Below are 23,303 nucleotides of genomic sequence, written 5' to 3'. Positions count from 1 at the left end.
ATCAGTCGCTCTCATCAACCTCGCCAAGCTCCTGACCTGCACAGATGGCCAGGACATCGGCTCCGAAGCGCTCGAGCTTGCGGCCGCCGACACCGGAGATCCCGGCCAAGTCGCCCTCGCTGCCCGGCACGGCCTCCGCGATCGCCATCAGGGTCTTGTCGGTGAACACGCAGTACGCGGGCTGGCCGAGCTCCTTCGCCTGCTCCGAGCGCCATGCACGCAGGCGCTCGTACAGCGCCTCGTCCATGTCCGACGGGCAGTCCTCGCAGCGCATCAGCTTCATCTCGCCCGCGTCGGTCAGGGTCTTGCCGCACACCCGGCACACCACCGGGCCGCGCCGCTTGCGACGGCTGCCGCTGCCACGCTCGATCCCGCCCGCTCCTCCGGCCCCACGGCTGCCGAGCGCGACCGAGCCGGGCCGCAGGCCGTTGAGGAAACGGGTGGGGCGGCGCGAGGCACGGCCGCCCGGCGAGCGGGACAGCGCCCAGGACAGCGAGAGATGCAGTCGGGCCCGCGTGACACCCACATAGAGCAGCCGGCGCTCCTCCTCGACCTGCTCGTCCGTCTTGGCGTAGGTGATGGGCATCATGCCCTCGGTGAGCCCGACCAGGAACACGGCGTCCCACTCCAGGCCCTTGGCCGAGTGGAGAGAGGCGAGCGTGACGCCCTGGACGGTGGGCGCATGCTGTGCGGCAGCGCGCTCGTCCAGTTCGGCGACCAGATCGGCGAGGGTCGCCCCGGGCTTGGCCCGCGCGAAGTCCTCGGCGAGGCGGACGAGCGCGGCGAGCGACTCCCAGCGGTCACGCACCGCTCCCGATCCGGCGGGTGGCTCGGTCGTCCAGCCCTTGGTGGACAGCACCGCCCGGACCTGGGAGGGCAGATCCTCTGCATCGTCGAGCAGCGAGTCGTTGCCTCCGGCGCGGGCCGCGCCGCGCAGGGCGATCCCGGCCTCCCGGACCTCCTGGCGCTCGAAGAACCGCTCGGCGCCGCGCAGCTGGTACGGGACACCCGCGTCGGCGAGCGCCTGCTCGTAGACCTCCGACTGGGCGTTGATGCGGTAAAGCACGGCGATCTCGCCGGCCGGGACGCCCGCGGCGATGAGGTCGCGGATCCGGCGGGCGGTGCCCTCGGCCTCGGCCGGCTCGTCCCCGTACTCGACATAGGCGGGCTCAGGGCCGGGGTCGCGCTGGGAGATCAGCTCCAGACGGTGCTCGGCTGCCCGGCCGGTGGCCTGGCCCAGCAGCCCGTTGGCCAGATGAACGACCTGGGGGGTGGAGCGGTAGTCGCGGACCAGCTTGACCACCGTCGCGCCGGGGTGACGGGTGCGGAAGTTCAGCAGATGGTCCGGGGTGGCACCGGTGAAGGAGTAGATGGTCTGGCTGGCGTCGCCGACCACGCACAGGCTGTCCCGGTCACCGAGCCACAGATCGAGCAGCCGCTGCTGGAGCGGGCTGACGTCCTGGTACTCGTCGACGACGAAGTGCTGGTACTGGCGGCGGACCTGGTCGGCGATGTCGTGCCGGTCCTGGAGGACGCCGACCGTCAGCAGCAGCACGTCCTCGAAGTCGATCGCCGAGCGGTCGCGCTTGAGCTGCTCGTACATCGCATAGATCTGGCTGATCTCGGCCGGGTCGCGCGGTGCGTCACGCAGGGACTTGGCGACCTCCGCCGGGTAGTCGGCCGGCACGGTCTGGGTGACCTTGGCCCACTCGATCTCGCTCGTCACATCCCGCAGCTCGTTCCGGTCGAGACGGATACGGCAGCGCGCGGCGGCCTCGGCCACCAGCTGGATCTTCCGCTCGAGGAGCCGGGGCATCTCTCCGCCGACCGCCTTGGGCCAGAAGTACTGCAGCTGGCGCAGGGCGGCGGAGTGGAAGGTGCGGGCCTGCACCCCGCCCGCGCCGAGCTGGCGCAGCCGGCCTCTCATCTCCCCGGCGGCACGGTTGGTGAAGGTGACGGCCAGCACACTGGCCGGCTGGAGTATCCCGGCGCGCACCCCGTACGCGATGCGGTGCGTGATCGCGCGCGTCTTGCCCGTGCCGGCTCCGGCCAGCACGCACACCGGACCGTGCAGGGCGGTCGCCACCTCGCGCTGCTCCGGGTCGAGCCCGTCGAGCACCGCGTCCGCCGACTCGGGGACCTGCGGGAAAAGGGAGGAGTGCGTTGCTGCTGTCACCCCGCCATGCTGCCAGGTCGGCAGTGGTGCATGCGGCCGTTGTCCACAGGGGTGCTGGATTGGTCCTACTTATGCGGGCCAATGCGGGAATGGTGGTCGGGTCACGCGCGTTCTGCCCTTGGAACACCCCGCGAGACGAAGGAGCGCAGGAGACGATGCAGGGCACTGTGACGATGTACAGCACCACCTGGTGCGGATACTGCCGTCGGCTGAAGAGCCAGCTGGACCGCGAAGGCATCTCGTACAACGAGATCAACATCGAGCAGGACCCGGAGTCGGCGGCCTTCGTCGAGCGGGCCAACGGCGGCAACCAGACGGTGCCGACCGTACAGATCCTGCCGGCAGGCGGCGGCGCGGAGGTCGTGATGACGAACCCGAGCCTCGCCCAGGTGAAGCAGGCCCTCAGCGCCTGACGACGACTGTCGACGCTGCGTGCGACTGCCGTCGCCGCGCGGACATACGGCCCCGGGCTCGTCCCGGGGCCGCGTCATGTTCCGGGCGCTGCGCCCTGTGCCGGTCTGCTGAGCGTCATGCCAGGCTGCCGGGCTTGGGAAGCGGCTTGCCGTACCAGCGCTCGATGAGACGTGAGGCGATCGAGATCCCGTACGGCGGCAGCACCTCCCCGGACTCGAACGCGGCCCGCAGGTCCTCCCTGGAGAACCAGCGCGCCTCCTCGATCTCCTCACCGTCCACCACGATCTCGGACGAGGTGGAGGGAGCGATGCGCGCGAAGAAGCCCAGCATCAGGCTGGACGGGAACGGCCAGGGCTGGCTGGCGATGTACTCGACCTCGCCGACCTCTATTCCGGCCTCCTCGCGAGCCTCCCGGCGCACAGACTGTTCGATCGACTCGCCGGGTTCCACGAACCCGGCAAGCGTGGAGAAGCGGCCTTCGGGCCAGTGCACCTGCCGGCCGAACAGCGCGCGGTCTTCCTGGTCCGTGATGAGCATGATCACCGCGGGGTCGGTACGCGGGTAGTGCTCGGCGCCGCAGGCCTGGCAGCGGCGGATGTGGCCGGCGGCGGCGATGACCGTACGTTCTCCGCAGCGCGAGCAGAAGCGGTGGAGCCGCTGCCAGTTCTCCAGAGCAACGGCGTGCACCAGCAGTCCCGCGTCGCGGGGTGACAGCAGCAGCCCCGCCTCGCGCAGACCCGCCGGCCGCGCCGACTGGTCGATACGGCCGGGCAGGGCGTCCTTCTGGAGCGCGAAGTAGCGCACCCCGTCCTCGTCCGTGCCGAGGAAGTAGCGGTGGGTCTCGGTGACGGGGGCCTCGAAGGCCGGGGTCATGACCAGTTCGGTGCGGCCGTCAGGGGTGTCGTCGATCAGCGCCTGGCCGCCGGAGACCACGAAGACCCGGGTCGTGGGGTGGCTCCACGCCGCCGCGAGCCAGGCCTCGTCGAGGCGGTTGTGCGCCTCGCGGTCGATACCGCTCGGCGCGGTGAGACCGACCGGCTCGGTGAAACCGATCGGACGGCCGTCGGCGTAGCTGTTGGTGCTCACGTGTTCTTCCAACTCCCCCGGGTGGATGGATTGCGGTTCAGCGCAGGGCCTCGGCCAGGTCGCCCCACAGGTGGGCGGCCGCCTCCACGCCTTTGAGGAGCAGGTCCAGCTCGACCTTCTCGTTGGGCGCGTGCCAGCCGTCGGACGGTACGGAGATACCGAGGAACAGCACGGGAGCGGCCAGCACGTCCTGAAGGTCGGCGGCCGGTCCCGAACCGCCCTCGCGGGTGAAGCGGATCTTGTGACCGTCGAAGGCGCGGCTCATGGCCCGTACCACCGACTGCAGAGCCGGGTGGTCCAGAGGCGTCAGGCAGGGGCGGGTCGCCGCGCCGAACTCGATCTCGTGGCGGATGCCGGCCGGGATCTGGAGTGCGACCCAGTCCGTGATCGCGCGTTCGATCTTGTCCGGGTCCTGTCCCGCGACGAGCCGGAAGGAGAGCTTGACCATCGCCGACGACGGGATGATCGTCTTGCCGCCGGGGCCCTGGTAGCCGCCGCCGATGCCGTTGACCTCGGCGGTCGGGCGGGCCCAGATGCGCTCAAGTGTGGAGTAGCCGCTCTCACCGAGGGTGCCGTGGGACTTGGCGGTGCGCAGCCAGGATTCCTCGTCGAAGGGCAGCTCGGCGAGCAGTTCGCGCTCGCCGTCGGTCAACGGTGCGATGCCGTCGTAGAAACCGGGGACGGTGACGTGCTCGTTCTCGTCGTGCAGCGCCGCGACGATCCGGGCGGCGACGGTCGCCGGGTTGGGTACGGCTCCGCCGAACGAGCCGGAGTGGATGTCCTGGTCGGGCCCGTACAGGGTGATCTCGCAGTCGGCGAGACCGCGCATGCCGGTACAGACGGTCGGGGTCGTCTCGGACCACATGCCGGTGTCCGAGACGATCACGGCGTCGGCGGCGAGGCGCTCGGCGTGCTCTTCGACGAGCGCGCGGAAGTTCGGGGAGCCGGACTCCTCCTCGCCCTCGATCAGCAGCTTCAGGTTGACCGCGGGCGTGGTGCGGCCGGTGGCGTCGAGGTGGGCCCGCACACCGAGCGTGTGAAGGAGCACCTGTCCCTTGTCGTCGGCGGCGCCGCGGCCGTACATCCGGCCGTCGCCGATCTGCGGCTCGAAGGGGTCGGTGTGCCAGCCGTCCTCGCGGGCGGCGGGCTGGACATCGTGGTGTCCGTAGACCAGCACCGTGGGTGCGCCCGGGTCGTCGGAGAGCCATTCGGCGAAGACCGCGGGTGCGCCGGGGGTGGGCCAGATCTCGGTGACGGGGAACCCGGTCCCGGCGAGTGCGGCCGCGAGCCACTCCGCGCTGCGCCGTACGTCCGGGGCGTGCTCGGGCTGTGCGGACACCGACGGGATGCGCAGCCACTCGGTGAGGGCCTCGATGAAGGCGGCGCGATGCTGCTCCGTGTAGGTACGGACGGCGTTGTCCGGGGTGTCGCTCATGCTCCTGAGCCTAACGGGCGCCGACTGCTGACTCGTCGGCCGTCCCGCTGTGCGGACTCCCGCCGATCAGGAGGCGTTCGAGACCGGCGCGGCCGGGGAGGCCGTCGGGCCGGACGATCTCTCCGGTGCGTACGAAGACGAACGTGGCGCTCACCGCGTCCAGCGGGACGCCGTGCGTCTCGGCCCAGGCCACGCGGTAGACAGCGAGCTGGAGGGGGTCGGCGCTGCCGTTGCGTGCGGTCTTCCAGTCGACGATCTCGTAGGTGTCCGCTCCGGTCCGGTAGACGGCGTCGATACGGCCCCGGATGACGCGGCCCGCGAGGGTGAGCTGGAACGGCGCCTCGACGCGGTACGGCGTGCGGCGTGCGTACGGGGTGCGCTCGAAGGCTTCCTTGAGCGCTGCCAGATCGTGCTCGTCCTCGATGCCGGCCGCGTCCGGGCCGTCCGCCCCGCCCGGCAGCTCGTCCGGGCCCAGCATGGGCAGCGGCAGCTCCTCGAACCGCGACTCGACCCATGCGTGGAACCGGATGCCCCGACGGGCTGCGGGCTGCGGTGGCCGGGGCATGGGTCGGGCCAGCTCCTGGGCGAAGCCGTCGGGGTCGGCGGCGAGGCGCAGCAGCTGGGTGGCGGAGAGCGAGGGCGGTACGAGGACGTCACGCACACTGGCGCGGGTGCGGCGCAGCTCGCCGGCGAGGGCGTCGAGGTCGCGGTCCCAGGAGGCGATGGTGCGGGCCTCTTCCGGGGTGAGGCGGACCCCTTCGGGGGTGATGCGGACCTCTTCGGGAGCGAGGGGAAGCTCCTCCGCACCTGCGGGAGAGCCGGCTTCACCGCGCGACTCGGTGCCCGCATCGGCGTGCGCGTGCGGGTGCGGCGACGCGGGGTGAGCCGGGCGCCGGGTGGTCCCCCCGTCAGCAGGGCTGCGGGGCTCGGGGATGCCGAGGTCGTCGTAGGGGGGTGGTGGGGCCTCGTCGTCGTACGGGGCTTCGGTGGGCCACCAGTCGCCCGCGTCCTCGGGCTCGGGCTCCGGCTCCGGCTCCGGCTCCGGCTCCGGCTCCGGCTCCGGCTGGTTTCTCAGGGTGTCCAGGTGGGCCAGCACGGTGTCCGCCGCCGCACGTCGGCGCGCGAGGGAGGCCGGGTCCAGGGGAAGCGGCCAGGCATGGTCCGCCGCCGTCCCGTGCAACGCCGGATTCTCCGCATCCTCGTCCGGCTCGTCCGCCCAGACCTCGATCTCGCCGTAGCCCTGCGCGCAGTGGTCGTACAGCGCCTGGAGGAACTGCGAGGGGCCGCGGCTGCGCTTCTGGCTCGGGCCCCACCAGTGCCCCGAGCCCAGCAGCAGCGAGCGGGGGCGGGTGAAGGTCACATATCCGAGGCGGAGTTCTTCGGTGTGCTGGTGGTCCTTCATCGACTCCTTGAAGGACTTCAGTCCTCTCGCGTCCCAGGAGGCGATGTCCGGGAGCGTCGCCGCGTCCCCCCGCAGAGCGTGCGGCAGCACCTTGGACCGGGCGGTCCAGGCCTCGCGCGCCTGGTCGCTCGGGAAGTGCTTGGCGACCAGGCCGGGGACGGCCACGACGTCCCATTCAAGGCCCTTGGACTTGTGGGCGGTCAGCACCTTGACCGTGTTCTCGCCGCCCGGGAGGGCGTTGTCCAGGCCCTTCTCGTACTGCGCGGCGGTCCGCAGGAAGGCCAGGAAGGCCAGGAGCGACGCCTCCCCGTCCAGGGCGGCGAAACCGGCCGCTGTGTCCAGGAAGTTGGCGAGGGTCTCGCGGCGGCGTGCGGCCAGGGCGTGCGGGGACGCGGACAGTTCGACCTCGAGGCCGGTGGTGCCGAGCACGCGGTGCAGTACGTCCATCAGCGGGTCGGCAAGCGACCGGCGCAGGTCGCGCAGTTCGGCGGCGAGGCGGGCGAACCGCACCCGGGCCTCGGCCGAGAAGGGCAGGCCGTCGTCCTCCGCGCCCGCGGACTCCAGGAAGGTGTCCAGGGCGTCGGCGAGCGAGATGACCTCGGCCGGGTCGGTCCCCTCGACGGCCGCCGCGAGGCGCTGCTCGGGATCGGCGCCCTCAGCCGTGGCACGGTGCACCAGCAGCCGCGCCCGGCGGCCGAGCAGTGCCAGGTCGCGGGGTCCGATCCGCCAGCGCGGCCCGGTGAGCAGACGGACGAGCGAGGCGTTGGCACCCGGGTCCTGGAGGACCTCGCACACGGCGACCAGGTCGGCGACCTCCGGGAGGTGGAGCAGCCCGGACAGCCCGACGACCTCGACCGGGACGTCACGGGCGACCAGCGCGCCCTGGATCTCGGGGAAGTCGCCCGCCGTACGGCACAGGACGGCGATCTCGCCGGGCTCCTTGCCGGTGCGCACCAGGTGGGCGATCGAGTCGGCGAGCCACTCGATCTCCTGCGCGTGTGTCGGCAGCAGGGCGCACCGGACGATGCCGTCCCGCTCGGCGCCGGGGGCCGGGCGCAGCGCCTCCACACCTTCGTGCAGGGCGCGCAGCGGCGTCGCGAGGCCGTTGGCGAGCTGGAGCAGCCGGCCGCCGCTGCGCCGGTTCTCGCTGAGCGAGAGGCGCGTGGCGGGCCGCCCGTCGGCGTGCGGGAAGTGGGCCGGGAAGTCGTCGAGATTGGCGACGGACGCCCCGCGCCAGCCGTAGATGGCCTGGCAGGGGTCGCCGACCGCGGTCACCGCATGCCCCGTGCCCTGCCCGAACAGGCCCGACAGCAGGAGCCGCTGGGCGACGGACGTGTCCTGGTACTCGTCGAGCAGCACGACCCGGAACTCGTCCCGCAGGATGCTGCCGACCTCCGGCCGTGTCAGCGCGAGCTCGGCGGACAGGGCGATCTGGTCCCCGAAGTCGAGAAGGTCCCGCTCCCGCTTGGCCGCGCGGTAACGGACGGTCAGGTCGAGCAGTTCACGCCGGGCGGCGGCGGCCTCGGGCACCTTGCGCAGCTCCGCGTTGCTGAGCCGGGCGGTCTCCAGGGTGTGCAGCAGCGCGGAGTCGTACGCCGCCAGTTCCTCGGGGCGCACCAGATGCTCGGCGAGCTCGGCGTCCAGCGCGAGCAGATCGCTGACCAGGGACGGGAAGGAGCGGGTGAGCGCGGGATACGGCCCTGGCGCCTCGCGCAGCACCCGTGCGGCGAGCTGGTACCGGGTGGCGTCGGCGAGAAGACGCGCGGTCGGCTCCAGACCGATGCGCAGCCCGTGGTCCGTCAGCAGCTGACCGGCGAACGCGTGGTACGTGGAGATCCGCGGCTCACCCGGCGGATTGTCCGGGTCAAGGGCGTCGGGGTCCGTCACACCGGCCCGTACGAGAGCGGCACGGACGCGCTCGGCCAGTTCGCCCGCCGCCTTGTTGGTGAAGGTGAGACCGAGCACCTGCTCGGGGGCGACCTGTCCCGTGCCGACCAGCCACACCACCCGGGCAGCCATGACCGTCGTCTTCCCCGACCCGGCTCCGGCCACGATGACCTGCGGGGCGGGCGGTGCGGTGATGCAGGCCGTCTGCTCCGGGGTGAAGGGGATACCGAGGAGCTCCTTGAGCTGCTCGGGGTCGGTGATACGCGCGGTCATCCCAGAGAGGCTAACGGGGACCACCGACAGCACGGTGGCCCCCGTCCGCGTCTGCCCGTGCTCGCCACAGGCGGGGGCGGCCGGGTCCCGGCGAGGGGCCGGGGGCGTCCGCGCCGCGTCAGGCGGCGCCCGCGCCCTGGTCGTCCAGGCCCTGCAGCTTCTCCATGTCGACGATCTCGTCGGCGGGGGGCGCCACGGCCTTCACAGGCTTGTCGTAGTCGGAGAAGACCATCGTGCCGGGCTCGTCGCCGCCGACCACGTGGACCTTGAGGAGGTAGGGCTTGCCCTCCTTGGCCACGTACATCTCGATCGTCTCGCCGTCGGCCTTCTTCTTCACCACGACGGCCGCGGGGACGCCCTCCACCTCGGCGTCGGGTCCCTTGGTCATGCCCGTGCGCTCGGACTTGTCGTCGTCCATGTCGGAGACCATGCCCTTGAGGTCGCACATCTCGCCCGGCCCCTCACCGGCGGGGATCTTCATCCAGCGGCCCTTGAGCATCTCGGCGATGCCGGTGGCCTCCTCGCCGGAAGATCCTTCCTCCTTGCCCATGGAGGTCCAGAACTTCTCGTTGCCCTTCATGTACATCACGTCGTCGGTCTGCAGCAGCTCGGCGGTGGCACCGTCGGTGCCCATCGTGCCCGTGCAGGTCCCCTTGTTGTCGACCGCGAAGTCGACGTCCATCAGGTCACCGTCCGTCTTGACCCGGCCGGCCATCCTCAGACTCGTGGCGCCCTTGGTGGTCTCGATGCCCTTGTCGGCGATCTGATCGGCGCTCAGGCCCTTGAAGGGGTCCGCCGGCTTGGACGACGCGGTCGCCGTCGGCTCCTTTGCCGCACCTGAACCGCCGTTGTTGCTGTCGCTCTTGGAGCAGGCCGACAGTCCGGCGATCGCGGTCGCACAGACCATCGCCGAAACCAGGAGTCTCCGATTGGCCGCCATCTGTCTCTCTTCTCCTCTGGAACCTGCTGATCGCACCCTTATGCGACCGCCGAGAGGCCCCTTTTGGATGCACGCCCGGCCCGTGACATACATCACGCGGCGGGTGTTCACTCCACGATGTGACGGCCCTCCGGCTGTGCGCTGCACGAGGCACGGAACGAGCAGTGCGTGCAGTGCTGGCCGGCCGCCGGGGTGAACCGTTCGTCCAGGACCCGGCCGGCCGCGGTGGCGAGCAGATCTCCCACCCACTCCCCCGCGAGCGGCTCCTGCGCCTGGATCTTGGGCAGTGCCTCGCCGCCCTCCTTCTTGGCGGCGGGCTGGCGCAGCTGGACGAGTTCCGCACCGCCGGGCTCGGGCCGGTGGCCGCCGAAGGCCTCGTCGACCGCGCCCTCGCGCACGGCGAGCTGATAGACGGCGAGCTGAGGATGGCGGGCGACCTCGTCCCTGGTGGGGGTCGCCTTGCCGGTCTTGAAGTCGACGACATAGGCGCGCCCGTGCTCGTCCTGCTCCACGCGGTCCATGGAGCCGCGGATACGGACCTCGTACTCACCGGCTTCGAGCGTCACGTCGAAGTCGTGCTCGGTGGCGGCGGGTTCCCGGCCGCCACGGTCCATGACGTGCCAGCGCAGGAAGCGCTCGAGCGCCAGGCGCGCGTGCTCCTTCTCCTGCTGCGACTTCCAGGGGGCGTCGAAGACGAGCGCGTCCCAGACGGAGTCGAGGCGTGCCATGAGGACCCCGAGATCCGCGGGGGTCCGCCCGGACGCGACCTCGTCCGCGAGCACGTGCACCACGTTGCCGAAGCCCTGGGCCGCGGTGGCGGGTGCGTCGGCCTTCACCTCACGTCCCAGGAACCACTGCAGAGCACAGGTGTTGGCCAGCTGGTCGAGCGCGCTGCCGGAGAGGGTGACGGGCTGGTCGCGGTCGCGCAGCGGGACGGCGCTGTGTGTGGCGTCGTACAGACCCCACCAGCTGTAGGGGTGCGCGGCCGGGACCAGCGGCTGGTCCTCGTCGTCCGTGAGCGCGGCGAGGCGCGCGAGGCGACGGGCCGCGGCATCGCGCAGCTGCGGGGTCGCGGCCGGGTCCACGGTGGTGGCACGCAGCTCGGCGACGAGCGCGGCGACGGCGAGGGGGCGGCGCGGGCGGCCGGTGATGTCGCGCGGCTCGACGCCGAGTTCGGTGAGGAAACGGGAGGGCTGATCACCGTCGTCGGCGGGCGCCTTGACGGCGGTGACCACGAGCCGGTGGCGGGCGCGGGTGGCGGCGACGTAGAAGAGGCGCCGCTCCTCGGCGAGCAGCGCTCCGGGCGTGAGGGGCTCGGCGAGTCCGTCACGCCCGATGCGGTCGGCCTCCAGGAGGGATCCCCGCCGGCGCAGGTCGGGCCACAGACCCTCCTGTACGCCGGCGACGACGACCAGGCTCCATTCGAGGCCCTTGGAACGGTGGGCGGTCATCAGGCGTACGGAGTCGGGCCGTACCTCCCGCCTGGTGAGCGTGTCGGCGGCGATGTCCTGGGCGTCGAGCTCCTCGAGGAAGTTCAGCGCGCCCCGGCCGCCGGTGCGCTCCTCGGCACGCGCCGCGGTCTCGAACAGGGCGCAGACGGCGTCGAGATCCCGGTCCGCGTTACGTCCGGCCGCGCCCCCGCGGCGGGCTGCGCGCTCCAGGCGCTGCGGCCAGGGGGTGCCGTCCCACAGCTGCCAGAGAGCTTCCTCGGCCGTGCCGCCCCCGGCGAGCAGCTCCCGCGCCTTGCGCAGCAGCGCACCGAGCCGTTGCGCGCCGCGGGCGTACGCGGGGTCGTGAGCGACGAGGCGCTCGGGCTCGGCGAGGGCGCGGGCGATCAGCTCGTCCGACGGCGGGGGTACGCGGTTACCGCCTGCGCGCTCCTCGTCACGCAGAGCCCGGCCGAGACGCCGGAGGTCGGCGGTGTCCATGCCGCCGAGGGGGGAGGTGAGCAGAGCGACGGCGGTCTCGGTACCGAGCCAGCAGGGGCTGCTCCCCGGCGCCGCGCCGTCCTGGCTCACGGGATACGCTGCCTGCACCTCGATATCGCCGTCCGCCGCCGTGCTGAGCCCGACGGGGGCGGCTTCGCCGGTTCCCCGGCCCGCCGGGTCCGCGGTCGTCGTGGCGGGCGGTGCCTCCGCTCCGCCCCCGGGGCGGCCGCCGTCACCGGCCGAGTCCTTCACCGTGCCGTCCCCGCCCGTGGCAGAGGGCAGTCGTCCGGCCTCTGGTGCGGCCTGTGCGACACCCGGTCCTGCGCCGCGGGTCTGCGCCGAGGCGTACGCGGGACCGGAAACGTTCGGCCGGTGCCCCGCGCCCGGGCGGTCGTCACGGGTCTGCGGCGACGGCTCCCCGGCTCCCGCAAGGGCTTCGCCCCGGGCTTCCGGACGCCCCTCGCCCGGGTCCTGGCCCCCTTCGGCCGTGGCCGACGCCGCCCTAGGTGTCACCGCTGCCGTCGCCACCGCTCTCAGAGCCGTCAGCAGCGGGGCCACCGCGGGCTCGTGGCGCAGCGCCACGTCGTCGCCGTCGACCTCCAGGGGGACACCCGCCGAGGTCAGAGCGCGGCGGACCGCCGGGATCGAGCGCCCGCCGGCGCGCACCAGGACCGCCATGTCCTTCCAGGGGACACCGTCCTCCAGGTGGGCACGGCGCAGGATGTCGGCGATGTTGTCGAGTTCCGTCGAGGCCGTCGGGTACGTGTACGCCTCGACGCGGCCGCCCTCGCGCACGGCCCCGAGCTCGCGGTGGGCCCGGACCTTGTCCGCGGGAAGGCGGGTCAGCGGCATCCGGCGGGTCAGCAGCCGGGTCGCGGCGAGCAGTTCCGCACCGCTGCGCCGGGATGTGCCGAGCACTGCCACCTGCGACGGCGTCCCGTCCGTGTGGCGGAAGGTGTCCGGGAAGTCGAGGATGCCGTTCACGTCCGCGCCCCGGAAGGCGTAGATGGACTGGTCCGGGTCGCCGAACGCCACCAGCGTCCGCCCTCCTCCCGCGAGGGCCCGGAGCAGCCGCACCTGGGCCGGGTCGGTGTCCTGGTACTCGTCGACGAACACCGCGTCGTAGGGGAAGTCGTACGGCGCGGCACTCCGCTCGGCCAGCAGCACCGCACGGTGCACCAGTTCCGCGTAGTCGAGCACCCCTTGCAGGTCCAGGACGTCGAGATACTCGGCGAGGAACGCCGCAGCCGCCCCCCAGTCGGGACGGCCGGTGCGAGCGGCGAAGCGGGCGAGCGAGTCCGGGCCGAGACCGAGCTCGCGGCTGCGGGCGAGCACGGCCCGCACCTCGTCCGCGAAGCCTCGCGTGGTGAGGCAGGCCCGCAGCTCGTCCGGCCAACGGATGCCCGGCACACCGGCGCGCTCCAGACCGATGTGCCCCGCGAGCAGTTCGCGTACGGCGACGTCCTGCTCGGGACCGGACAGCAGCCGCAGCGGTTCGGAGAACAGGTCGGCGTCCTGGTGGGCCCGGACCAGGGCGTAGCAGAAGGAGTGGAAGGTGGTCGCCTGCGGCCCCTGCCTGCCACCGAGCCGCAGCGCCGTCCGGTCGCGCAGATCGACGGCCGCTCTGCGGCTGAAGGTGAGCACGAGGATCCGGGCCGGATCCGCGCCCCTGGCGATATGTGCGGCGACGGCCTCCACCAGCGTGGTCGTCTTGCCCGTGCCGGGCCCGGCGAGGACCAGCAGCGGCCCTGCCCGATGGTCAACCACGGCCCGCTGGGCTGCGTCCAGGAGGGGGGGATCCACCGGGCCGGGAGGGGTACGCACCAGTCGGTACGCGCCCGGGGGCCTCCCCCTGCGTCCTTGCGGGCGTGGGGGAACCCCCTGCCGTACCTGCTGCGGGTACGGCGTACGCCCGGTGGTGGAGGAGGAGCTCACGTGGTTCGCCGGTCCTGGTGGGTGTGCTGGTGATGAGAATGCGCATCGTGACGCGCGCTGACGACGCTACGCCAGGGCGGGGAGCACCGATGGCGGGTCCGCCGGGTACCTCCTGCGGTCCCGCGGTCCCCCGCGGTCGCGCCGCTTGGCGGAAGCTGTCATATGTGAGTTCCGTCGCTGCCGCCGCCCGCTGTTCCCGGGTGGACCCCGTCCCACCGCGCCCGTCGCATGTCGATGCGCGGCACGTGGTCGTCGGCACCCCGCGGGGCGTCGCGCAGCGGGGTGCCCTCGGCGCGGTAGTGCTGCAGGGCCTCGATCTCATGGCCGGGCAGCACAGTGCCGTCCGCGCGCACGACCCGCCACCACGGCACCGCCCCGCCGTACAGCGCCATCGCCCGGCCGACCTGGCGCGGCCCGCCCTCACCCAGCCATTCGGCGATGTCCCCGTATGTCATCACCCGGCCCGATGGGATCAGGTCGGCAACCTCCAGCACCCGCTCGGCATATTCGGGATACTCGGCGTACTGCGGCAGCTCCTCCATCCGACCCATCCTGCCGCACGCCACCGACAGGGCCCCGGACAAGGGGCGAATCAGGCCATGAGGGACATAGGGCCGTGTCTTGCACACGTCGCACCCCCGCAATGCACCCTGATACCCCCCACTGTCGTCCGGTCGTGCCACCATCGTGCGGGCGGTGACTGGTGATACGAGATCAAGAAGAGACCGAGACGGCGAAGGAGCAGGGCGTGCAGCCTTCGAAGGCGGCAAGCACCCCTGAGCCCGAGTCGCGCCCGGAATCTCCCGTTCCACCGGCCGCCGACGGCCGGCCCGGCGCCGATCCGTCGAAGGACGAGCGGTCGAAGGACGAGTCGTCGAGCCCGAAGCAGTCGAGCGCCGAGCAGCCGGACGCGAAGCACCCGGCCGGCGGCCGGGCCGGGGCACTGCCCCACGGGGCCCACCCGTGCACCGACCCCGAGGTGATCCGCGCCGACCGGGTCTCCGGCGACGAGCCGCTGCTGCCCGCCCGCGTGCACCGGCCGTCCGACCTGATGCGGCTGCTCATCGGCGTCCTCGCGATCGCCCTGGTGCTCGCCGTCGCCGCCTTCGCGCACGGCACCACGTCCGGTCTCGAGCAGGACATCAGCAAGGGCACCGGCCAGGCGCCCGACCTGCTGGTCAAGATGGCCGGTCTGGTGTCGAGCATCGCCGTCCTGCTCGTCCCGGTCGCCTTCGCCATCGAGCGGCTGATCAAACGCGACGGCCTGCGCATCGCCGACGGCGTACTCGCCGCGGTGCTCGCCCACGGCGTCACCCTCGCCACCGACCTCTGGGTCGCCAGGAGCGCGCCCGACACCCTCCAGGACGCGCTGACCCAGGCCCAGACCGGCGGCGAGCTGACCGACCCCGTGCACGGCTACCTCGCGCCCGTCATCGCCTACATGACCGCCGTCGGCATGGCCCGCAGACCCCGCTGGCGCGTCGTGCTCTGGGTGGTCCTCCTGCTCGACGCCTTCGCGATGCTGGTCGCCGGTTACACCACCCCGTTCTCGATCATCCTCACCGTGCTGCTCGGCTGGACCGTCGCCTACGGCACGCTGTACGCCGTCGGCTCGCCCAATGTGCGCCCCACCGGGCAGACCCTGCTCGCCGGCCTGCGCCGTGTCGGCTTCCGCCCGGTGACGGCCATGCGCGCCGAGGAGAGCGGGCACGACACCGCCGACCAGGGCGACCGCGGCCGCCGCTATCTGGTGACGCTGGAGGACGGGCCCCCGCTCGACGTCACCGTCGTCGACCGCGAGCAGCAGGCGCAGGGCTTCTTCTACCGGGTGTGGCGCCGGCTGACGCTGCGCTCGATCACGACCCGCCGCTCCATCCAGTCGCTGCGCCAGGCTCTGGAGCAGGAGGCACTGCTGGCGTACGCGGCGATCGCCGCCGGAGCCAACGCCCCCAAGCTGATCGCCACTTCCGAGCTCGGCCCGGACGCGGTGATGCTGGTGTACGAGCACCTCGGCGGCCGGACCCTGGACTCGCTGGACGACGGCGAGATCACCGACGACGTGGTGCGCGGCACCTGGCGCCAGGTACAGGCGCTCCAGTCGCGGCGCATCGCGCACCGAAGGCTCACCGGGGACTCGATCCTGCTCGACGCGAACGGCCGGGTGATCCTCACGGATCTGCGCGGCGGCGAGATCGCGGCCGGTGACGTGGTCCTGCGCATGGACATCGCGCAACTGCTGACCACCCTGGGGCTGCGGATCGGCGCCGAACGCGCCGTCGCCGGCGCCGTCGCCGTGCTCGGCCCCGACGCGGTCGCCGACTGTCTGCCCCTGCTCCAGCCGATCGCGCTCAGCCGCTCGTCCCGGGCGACGCTGCGCAGGCTCGCGCGCGAACGGTCCCAGCGCGAGCGCGAGGCGGTGCTGGAGGCATCGGCGTCCGCGCGGCAGGCCCGGGCGCACGAGGAGCCGGCCGACGACGACCGCAGGACGGCTCGCAAGACCGAGCGCGCCGAGAAGCAGGCCGACAAACGGGCCATGGACGTGGCCATGGAAGGCGCGCGCGAGGAGGATCTGCTGACCCAGATCCGCCACCAGGTGCTGCTGATCAGGCCGCAGGCCCCCGTCGAGCCGGTCCGCCTGGAGCGGATCAAGCCGCGCACCCTCGTCAGCCTCCTCGCCGGCGCGGTCGCCGCGTACTTCCTGCTCTCGCAGCTCGCCGGCATCGACTTCGGCACGATCTTCTCGCAGGCCCACTGGGGGTGGGTGGCGGCCGCGGTGGCGTTCTCCGCGCTCAGCTACCTGGCCGCCGCGATGAGCCTGCTCGGCTTCGTACCCGAGCGGGTGGGCTTCGTGCGTACGGTCCTCGCTCAGGTCGCCGGGTCCTTCGTCAAGATCGTCGCCCCGGCGGCGGTCGGCGGGGTCGCCCTCAACACGCGCTTCCTGCAGCGCTCCGGCGTACGGCCCGGACTGGCCGTGGCGAGCGTGGGCGCCTCACAGCTGTTCGGGCTCGGCGCGCACATCCTCCTGCTGCTGTCCTTCGGTTATCTGACGGGTACGGAGCGGACGGCGTCGTTCACCCCGTCGAGGACGGTGATCGCCGGTCTGCTGACGGTCGCCGTGCTGGTGCTGGTGGTCACGGCGATCCCGTTCCTGCGGAAGTTCGTCTCGACGCGACTGCGCTCGCTGTTCGCGGGCGTGGTGCCGCGCATGCTCGACGTGCTGCAGCGGCCCTTGAAGCTGCTCACCGGCATCGGCGGCATGCTGCTGCTCACCGGTGTGTTCGTGATGTGCCTCGACGCATCGATCCGCGCCTTCGGAGACGGTGTCCAGCCGGTGAGCTACGCCGCCATCGCCGTGGTGTTCCTGGCGGGCAACGCGCTGGGCTCGGCCGCCCCCACACCGGGCGGCGTGGGCGCCGTCGAAGGCGCGCTGGTGGGCGGTCTGCTCCTGGTGGGACTGCCCAAGGACGTGGCAGCCCCCGCGGTCCTGCTGTACCGGATGCTGACGCTGTGGCTGCCGGTGCTGCCCGGGTGGTTCGCCTTCAACCACCTGACGCGCAAGGGCCTGCTCTAGACACATCGACCGGCCCGGTCAAGCCACCCGCATGGACCTGTCGCCCGTGCGGGCGACGGCCGGACGGCGCACGATGGCGGCATGCCGACTTCCTCCTCCGCCGCCGTCCGGGTGCGGGGTGGCGCACGTGGTCGCACCTCCATAGCCATGGCCACCGCCGCCGCGCTCCTGGCGGCGGCAGGCTGCTCCGACGGCGACGGAAACCAGGACGAGGCGAGGGACTTCGCCTCCCAGACACTCGAGTGGCACCCCTGTCCGGCGCCCTCGGAGGCGGAGGGCGGCGGGACCCCGCCGTCACCGCTGCCCGGGGGCACCGGGTGGGAATGCTCGTTCATGGATGCCCCACTGGATTACGACGACCCGGAGGGCGAGACCATCGAACTCGCCCTCATACGCGCCAGGGCCCTCGACACCGCGAACCGGATCGGCTCGCTCATCTTCAACTTCGGCGGACCCGGTGGCTCCGGCGTGCAGACCCTCCCCGCGGCCGCCGAGGAGTACGGCGCCCTGCAGACCAGGTACGACCTGGTGAGCTTCGACCCTCGCGGGGTGGGCCGCAGCGCGCCGGTGGAGTGCCTGGACAACGAGCAGATGGACGCCTACCTCGCCGAGGACGGGACACCCGACGACGCCGCGGAGCAGGAGACCTTCGTCGACGGGCTCGCCTCGTTCGCGGACGCCTGTGAGAAGAACTCCGGCAGTGTGCTCCCCCATGTCGCCACCACCGAGACGGCCCGCGACATGGATCTGATGCGGGCGGTGCTCGGCGACGACAAGCTCCACTACTTCGGCATCTCCTACGGCACCGAACTCGGCGGCGTGTACGCGCACCTGTTCCCGGCGCGGATCGGGCGGGCGGTGTTCGACGCCGTCGTGGATCCGGCCGAGAACGCCGAACAGGGCTCGCTCGGCCAGGCCCAGGGCTTCCAGCTGGCCCTCACCAACTTCGCCAGGGACTGCGTGGCGCGCGGCGACGCCTGTCTGGTGCCCGGCTCCACCGTGCAGGAGATCCAGGACTGGATCATCGCCCTCCTCGACAGGCTGGAGAAGAAACCGATCCCGGGCTCGGGCGACCGGGAACTGACGTCGACACTGGCGACCACCGGCATTGCGCAGACCCTGTACTCGCGGGAGTACTGGAGCCTGCTGGAACAGGGCCTCGACGAGGCCGACGGCGGCAACGGCGCGCTGCTGCTGGCCTTCGCCGACGCCATGAACGGCCGCAACGAGAACGGCCAGTACAGCAACATCCAGCCGGCCGGCACGGCCATCGGCTGCGCGGACTCCAAGTCCCGTTTCACGCTCGAACAGACCAAGGCGCGGCTGCCGGAGTTCCGCAGCACCTCGCCGGTCTTCGGCGAGTACCTCGGCTGGGGGCTGATGAGCTGCACCAAGTGGCCGGTGCCCGGCGCCTGGAACACCCCCGACGTCAGCGCGCCGGGCGCGCCCCCCATCCTCGTCATCGGCAACACCGGAGACCCTGCGACGCCCTACAAAGGCGCGCAGGCGATGGCCGAGGAACTCGGCAAGGGCGTCGGCATCAAGATCACGTACCGGGGGCAGGGCCATGGCGCGTACGGCAGCAGCGCGTGCGTGAAGCGGGCCGTGGACGGCTACCTCCTGAACGGGAAGGTGCCGGCCGACGGGACGGTGTGCAAGTGACCGCGCCCAGGACCGCGGACGCCGGCGTCCCGGCGCACGCTGCCAGGTACCCGTGGTGCACGCGCAAGGGCCCCGGACCGAGTCGGGCCGGGGCCCTGCACACACTGTCGGGTGTCAGTAGATCGGCTTCTCCGGAAACTGAGCGCAGCCGGGGTGGCCAGTCCGGTCCCGCGAAAATTCGACATGACGCGGCTTTGCCTCAGCTGGCCGGTCCGGGCTGCGGCGGTACCGCGGCGGGTGCTGTCCCGGGCGAGGCTCCCGCTCCCGTGACACCTGTGCGCTCTACGGTGCGCCGCCACAGCCGTCCCACGGCTCGGTAGAAGCGGTCCGGCAGGAACACGGCGTCCGCGACGATCATCGCGCCGGAGAAGATCGGCAGTCCCATGACCACCGCGATATTCACGTGCATGCCCAGCAGCAGGACCAGGACGGGGTATTTGAGCCTTCCGAACAGGACAAACGGAAAGGCAACCTGCACCAGCACCGTCAGATAGCCGATGACTGCAATCAGCACGTGATGGCCGTCGATCATCCGGGACAAGTCAGGCCAGGGTCGGAACAGGTCGATGTTCAGGATGTAGTGGAGGGCGGTGCCGTCGCCCCACTTGACGCCCTGCACCTTGTACAGGCCCGCACATCCGTAGAGGAAGCAGACCTGGGCGGCGATGACGAACATGCCGCAGTTGTGCAGCACAGTGATCAAGATGGTGCGGGTGTCACCGAGTTGGTGCCGGAGACCGCCACCGAGCCGGCCTGCCGTCTTGCCCGCCGCCGCCTGGAGCCGGGTCCTTCGCGCGTCGAGGGACCAACGCCGGCCGCACGCGGTGAAGACGAGGTAGACGGCCATGAGGACCATGAGATTGTCCCCGCCGTCCGCCATGAAGATCGCCCTAGCGTGGAACGACACCACCACGACCGCGAACAGCACGGACACCACCCGGGTCCGCCAGCCCAACAAGAACAGCGCACACGTGACGAGAGCCACGGCGTAGCACATCTCGAAGTACACCCGGCTGTCGGACAGGGTGAGGACGCTGACCCACCCGCTCTGGTCGAACATCTGCCTGGCCAACGCGGGCGTCCACGGTGAACCGGGGCCCCACATCTCATCGCGGTGTGGAAACTCGCGGAGCAGAAACACGAGATAGAGCAGCCCGTACCCGATGCGCAGCATCGCCGCCGCGTACAAGGAGACCGGTCGCTCGGTCAGGAGGACGAGGAGCGCATGGACCCGGTCGAGTACGCGCTGCGGCATTCGCACGGCCGCTGGCTCGGTGGTACGTGGGGGCGCTGCGACCGGTGCCTGCTCAGTCCGTTCCATGCGAGGACACCTTCCACCAAGGCAGATACCGGGTTTCGGCACGCGCCGATGCCGCGGCGGCCGGCCGGAAGCCGCCCGCTGCGCGGGGCGCGGGGATGGGCTGCGTGATGACCCGCAGTTGGATGGAGTCGAAGGTGCCGCCACGTCGGGCGGCGACACGGTCCGCTGCGATGTTGCGGAGATACTTCTGGATCATCACAGCACGTTCCGAGCGCGGCTGGTTGTCGCCGCCGTGCGTCTTCAGGTAGGAATTCCAAGCCTGGCGCAGCATGTTCTGTGCCGTATGGCTCGGGAAGACGTTGTGCTTGACGGCGGAATTGTCCCTGGCGGTCAGATCGATCCAGTCGCTCACCCGTGTGGTGCCGTCCGGCGCTGTCCACTTGATCCTTGCCGAAATCTGCCGGTTGACCCACTGCGGATTCGGGGCGAAGAGCCGCCAGTTCTGCTCGAACACGGGCCGGACCCAGGCGTCGATCTGTCGGCTGTACGCCTTCGAGACGGCATTCGGAGGCGCCACGTGCAGAAACACCAGGAGCACATGGGCCAGAGCCACTGCAAGGCAGAGGGCCACCGCGGCTCCCGTCCCTGCGGTCAGCAGGCGGGATGGCCCTGCAATGTCACGAGTCGTACGCGGTCCCCCGCCACCGTCCTGTGCTGCCGGCTCAGCGTCGGTCCGCTGCGATTCCTTCACATTCGTCGACTCAACGCCGCCCAGCACGGCCCCACCCGGCCCTTCCCGTCCCGACTGCTCGCACCTGCTTCTCCTGCTGCTCCTGCTTCCGCGGGCGGCGCGCGACGGAATCGACGACGATCCGACGCGCGCCATCCGTCCCACTCGCGCGGGGGTCGACTACCCGTGTGCGCACTCCGCCGAAAGGACCCCTGGGCGACTCAATGGTCCCGCCGATCGGAGGGGGAAGAACTCGCTCAGCGTTGAACGGGCACTTGTGCACCCTGCGCTTTCCCTCACGCTTGCCGGGGTTCCCGGGCTTCTCGCCGTATTGCCGTCGTTGTGACCGCCGTGGTTGTAACCGCCGTCGTTGTAACCACCGTGGTTGTAACCACCGTCGTTATAACCGCCGTGGTTGTAACCGCCGTCGTTATAACCGCCGTGGTTGTAACCGCCGTGGTTGTAACCGCCGTCGTGGTAACCGCCGTCGTCACCGGTTGCAGCGTCACCCGTCGCGGCATCACCCGTCGCAGCGTCACCCGTCGCGGCATCACCCGTCGCAGCGTCACCCGTCGCGGCATCACCCGTCGCGGCATCACCCGTCGCGGCATCACCCGTCGCGGCATCACCCGTCGCAGCGTCACCCGTCGTCGTGGTGGTCGCAGCGTCACCCGTCGTCGTGGTGGTCGCAGCGTCACCCGTCGTCGTGGTGGTCGCAGCGTCACCGGTGGTTGTGGTGGTGGTGGTGCCCGCACACTCCGGCCTGGTGATCCGGTTGGTGTCCAGCGTCACGGCCTCGACCTCGGCCAGCGCGCGGCCGTCGATGCTCGCCCCCGTCGCTACGGTGATCGCTGCCTTGGCCATGATGGTGCCCACGAAGGTGGTGCCGGTGCCGAGGGTGGCCGAGCTGCCGATCTGCCAGAACACATTGCACGGCGATGCGCCGTTGATGAGGGACACGCTGCTGTTGCTCGCCGTGGTCAGCGTCGAACCGACCTGGAACACCCACACGGCGTTCGAGTTGCCCTGGGCATCCAGGGTGAGGGTGCCGGTGAGCCCGAGACTGGAGGAGGCGGTGTAGACGCCCGGAACCAGCGTCAAGCCACCGGCATCCGGGGGAAGAGCGCCATTGGATGCCTGTCCGGCGGCGTCGTTGTACGCCGCCACCAGGTCGACCTTGGCTTGCCCAGCCACAGTGTCCCCAGAGTGCAAGGTCCCGTTGACCGTACCGGGCGGGAACCCACTGATGGACGTTCCCGGATGCACTCCGACGTCTCCAGTGACCACTGAGGACCCGGTGTTGGTGACCTCCGCGCCGGCCAGTACCGCGAAGCTTTCCGCGGTACCCAGATTTACAGGTGTTGCTGCATTCGCCCGTGTAGGCGTCACTGCCACAACGGCAAAGGCGACCAGTAGGGTGAGTACCCCCGCGATCCAAGCCGTCATTGTGCGCCGATGCGGCGCATCGGGAATATTCAGTGTCATCGAGGAGCCAACTCCTGTGGGGTGGTGACGTCCGGACGTTCCTCGTCGAACGGAATCGCCTCGCCTGTCGGCGGCATATTAAGCAGACACCCAACCCCCGTCACGACTCGCCCAGGTGATGTCGCCGGAATCAATCAATATGCATCAAAGAATGCATGAAAAATGTTGAGCTGACTGGCCGTCACTCATCCATGCGGAAAGCAGGTCGGGGAAACATCCACCGAGCCCGTCACGGACGGTCCCGGCGCGGGTCCGGGCTGGGGAGCCGCGAGCCTGCGCGTTGGCTCCGTCAACGATGAGGCGGCTACGGCTCAGCCCAGGATGGCGAGGCGGTCGGCGGCGCCCCCGCGCCACTCGATCAGGAAGAGTGTCGCGTCGTCACTGGTGCTCCCGCCCCGCTCCTGCTTCAGGGTGTGGGAGAGCGAGCGCACCACCGCCCGCACGCCCTCCTCTGTCTGCTCGCCCCGGTGACGCCGAGGAGGCGGTTGCCTTCCGTGGTCTCGCACAGGGCCTTCATGATCGCTTCGCGGTAGTGCTTCCGCTCATGGAGCGTTGCCATGATTCCTGCCCACTCGTGCCGGGCACCTACGAGGGTTCTTGCCTTGGATGTCGTCCGTCTGCGTGCGGCCCTGCTCGGAGGACCAACTGGCTACCAGCCAGGGCCGCGCCCCTCTGCCGTGTGTGTGGTGTCAACCGTGAGATGGAGGCGGGTTCCGCCGTCGCTGCCGGCGGGGTGGCTGCGCTGTTCGGTGGCGGCGAAGCAACGGCGGAGCACCCCTGCCACCCGACGGGCGGCCTCGGGAGACGCGGCGATTCGCACCTCGGTACGCCCGCCCGAAGGTGGTTCCGGTGGCTCACGGTGGCCTCGTTCATCGGGACGACGTGCCTGTGGGCGGGCGCGTGACGCCACGCCCACCGCCCCGGTCAGGAGAAGGGCGTGTGTCATCCGCGGCCACGTCGCGGTGTTCGTGGTGAATGGCGGGTGGTGACGTCGGGGCTCCGGCAGGCCCTGCCGACCGTCGGCCAGGCACTTCTCTGCGCCTCGAATCAGCTGTTCAGAGCCGTGATCACATTGAACCGGACCGCTCTCTTCCAAGCGCTTGGCCACAGGTTCGAGT

The 23,303-nt window shown here is 71.3% G+C and carries 13 protein-coding genes and 2 pseudogenes; 3 read left to right on the top strand and 12 right to left on the bottom strand.

Annotated elements, in window-relative coordinates; genetic code table 11:
• Window position 1: 1 nt before the first annotated feature.
• Window positions 2-2,176: an ATP-dependent DNA helicase UvrD2 gene (locus tag ABZ208_RS16140; protein WP_356910111.1), complete on the bottom strand. Its 2,175-nt coding sequence runs from the start codon at window positions 2,174-2,176 to the stop codon at window positions 2-4.
• 155 nt (window positions 2,177-2,331) lie between these two features.
• Between ABZ208_RS16140 and ABZ208_RS16135 the strand changes: the two genes are divergently transcribed.
• Window positions 2,332-2,589, top strand: coding sequence for a mycoredoxin (locus ABZ208_RS16135; protein WP_328396759.1), 258 nt, complete (start codon window positions 2,332-2,334; stop codon window positions 2,587-2,589).
• 115 nt (window positions 2,590-2,704) lie between these two features.
• Here ABZ208_RS16135 and nudC read toward each other — a convergent pair whose 3' ends face one another.
• From nudC to ABZ208_RS16105, 6 genes are all read right to left on the bottom strand, one after another.
• Window positions 2,705-3,676: an NAD(+) diphosphatase gene (gene nudC / locus ABZ208_RS16130; RefSeq protein WP_356910110.1), complete on the bottom strand. Its 972-nt coding sequence runs from the start codon at window positions 3,674-3,676 to the stop codon at window positions 2,705-2,707.
• Between the two features lie 37 nt (window positions 3,677-3,713).
• Window positions 3,714-5,111 carry a dipeptidase gene (locus ABZ208_RS16125; RefSeq protein WP_356910109.1) on the bottom strand — a complete coding sequence of 466 codons (1,398 nt, stop codon included), beginning with the start codon at window positions 5,109-5,111 and terminating at the stop codon, window positions 3,714-3,716.
• A 10-nt stretch (window positions 5,112-5,121) separates the two neighbouring features.
• Window positions 5,122-8,673, bottom strand: a complete 3,552-nt coding sequence (locus ABZ208_RS16120) for a UvrD-helicase domain-containing protein (protein ID WP_356910108.1) — start codon at window positions 8,671-8,673, stop codon at window positions 5,122-5,124.
• A 118-nt stretch (window positions 8,674-8,791) separates the two neighbouring features.
• Window positions 8,792-9,613: a hypothetical protein gene (locus ABZ208_RS16115; protein ID WP_356910107.1), complete on the bottom strand. Its 822-nt coding sequence runs from the start codon at window positions 9,611-9,613 to the stop codon at window positions 8,792-8,794.
• A gap of 107 nt (window positions 9,614-9,720) precedes the next feature.
• Window positions 9,721-13,476, bottom strand: coding sequence for a UvrD-helicase domain-containing protein (locus tag ABZ208_RS16110; protein WP_356910106.1), 3,756 nt, complete (start codon window positions 13,474-13,476; stop codon window positions 9,721-9,723).
• Between the two features lie 158 nt (window positions 13,477-13,634).
• Window positions 13,635-14,018: an MGMT family protein gene (locus ABZ208_RS16105; RefSeq protein WP_356910105.1), complete on the bottom strand. Its 384-nt coding sequence runs from the start codon at window positions 14,016-14,018 to the stop codon at window positions 13,635-13,637.
• A 206-nt stretch (window positions 14,019-14,224) separates the two neighbouring features.
• On the opposite strand from ABZ208_RS16105, the gene ABZ208_RS16100 reads away from it, so the two are divergent.
• Together ABZ208_RS16100 and ABZ208_RS16095 are read left to right on the top strand one after the other, a co-directional pair.
• Window positions 14,225-17,047, top strand: coding sequence for a lysylphosphatidylglycerol synthase transmembrane domain-containing protein (locus ABZ208_RS16100; RefSeq protein ID WP_356910104.1), 2,823 nt, complete (start codon window positions 14,225-14,227; stop codon window positions 17,045-17,047).
• Window positions 17,048-17,194: 147 nt separating this feature from the next.
• Entirely contained in the window at window positions 17,195-18,709 is a 1,515-nt protein-coding gene (locus tag ABZ208_RS16095) for an alpha/beta hydrolase (RefSeq protein WP_356910184.1), read from the top strand.
• Window positions 18,710-18,908: 199 nt separating this feature from the next.
• Here ABZ208_RS16095 and ABZ208_RS16090 read toward each other — a convergent pair whose 3' ends face one another.
• From ABZ208_RS16090 to ABZ208_RS16070, 5 genes and pseudogenes are all read right to left on the bottom strand, one after another.
• The gene (locus ABZ208_RS16090) at window positions 18,909-19,964 is read right to left on the bottom strand and encodes an HTTM domain-containing protein (protein ID WP_356910183.1); all 1,056 of its coding nucleotides are present in this window, start codon (window positions 19,962-19,964) and stop codon (window positions 18,909-18,911) included.
• A gap of 52 nt (window positions 19,965-20,016) precedes the next feature.
• Complete coding sequence (locus ABZ208_RS16085) at window positions 20,017-20,601, bottom strand: DUF5819 family protein (protein ID WP_356910103.1); 585 nt, start codon at window positions 20,599-20,601, stop codon at window positions 20,017-20,019.
• Window positions 20,602-20,880: 279 nt separating this feature from the next.
• Window positions 20,881-22,185, bottom strand: a complete 1,305-nt coding sequence (locus tag ABZ208_RS16080) for an ice-binding family protein (protein ID WP_356910102.1) — start codon at window positions 22,183-22,185, stop codon at window positions 20,881-20,883.
• Between the two features lie 311 nt (window positions 22,186-22,496).
• Window positions 22,497-22,643 (bottom strand): annotated as a pseudogene (locus ABZ208_RS16075) (serine/threonine-protein phosphatase); the annotation flags it as partial.
• An 84-nt stretch (window positions 22,644-22,727) separates the two neighbouring features.
• A pseudogene (locus ABZ208_RS16070) lies at window positions 22,728-23,005 on the bottom strand (hypothetical protein).
• Between the last annotated feature and the right edge of the window lie 298 nt (window positions 23,006-23,303).

Source organism: Streptomyces sp. NPDC006208 (assembly GCF_040613775.1).
GTDB lineage: Bacteria > Actinomycetota > Actinomycetes > Streptomycetales > Streptomycetaceae > Streptomyces.
Note: the sequence above shows the minus strand (reverse complement) of the source record. Positions and strands in the feature narration are given on the sequence as shown.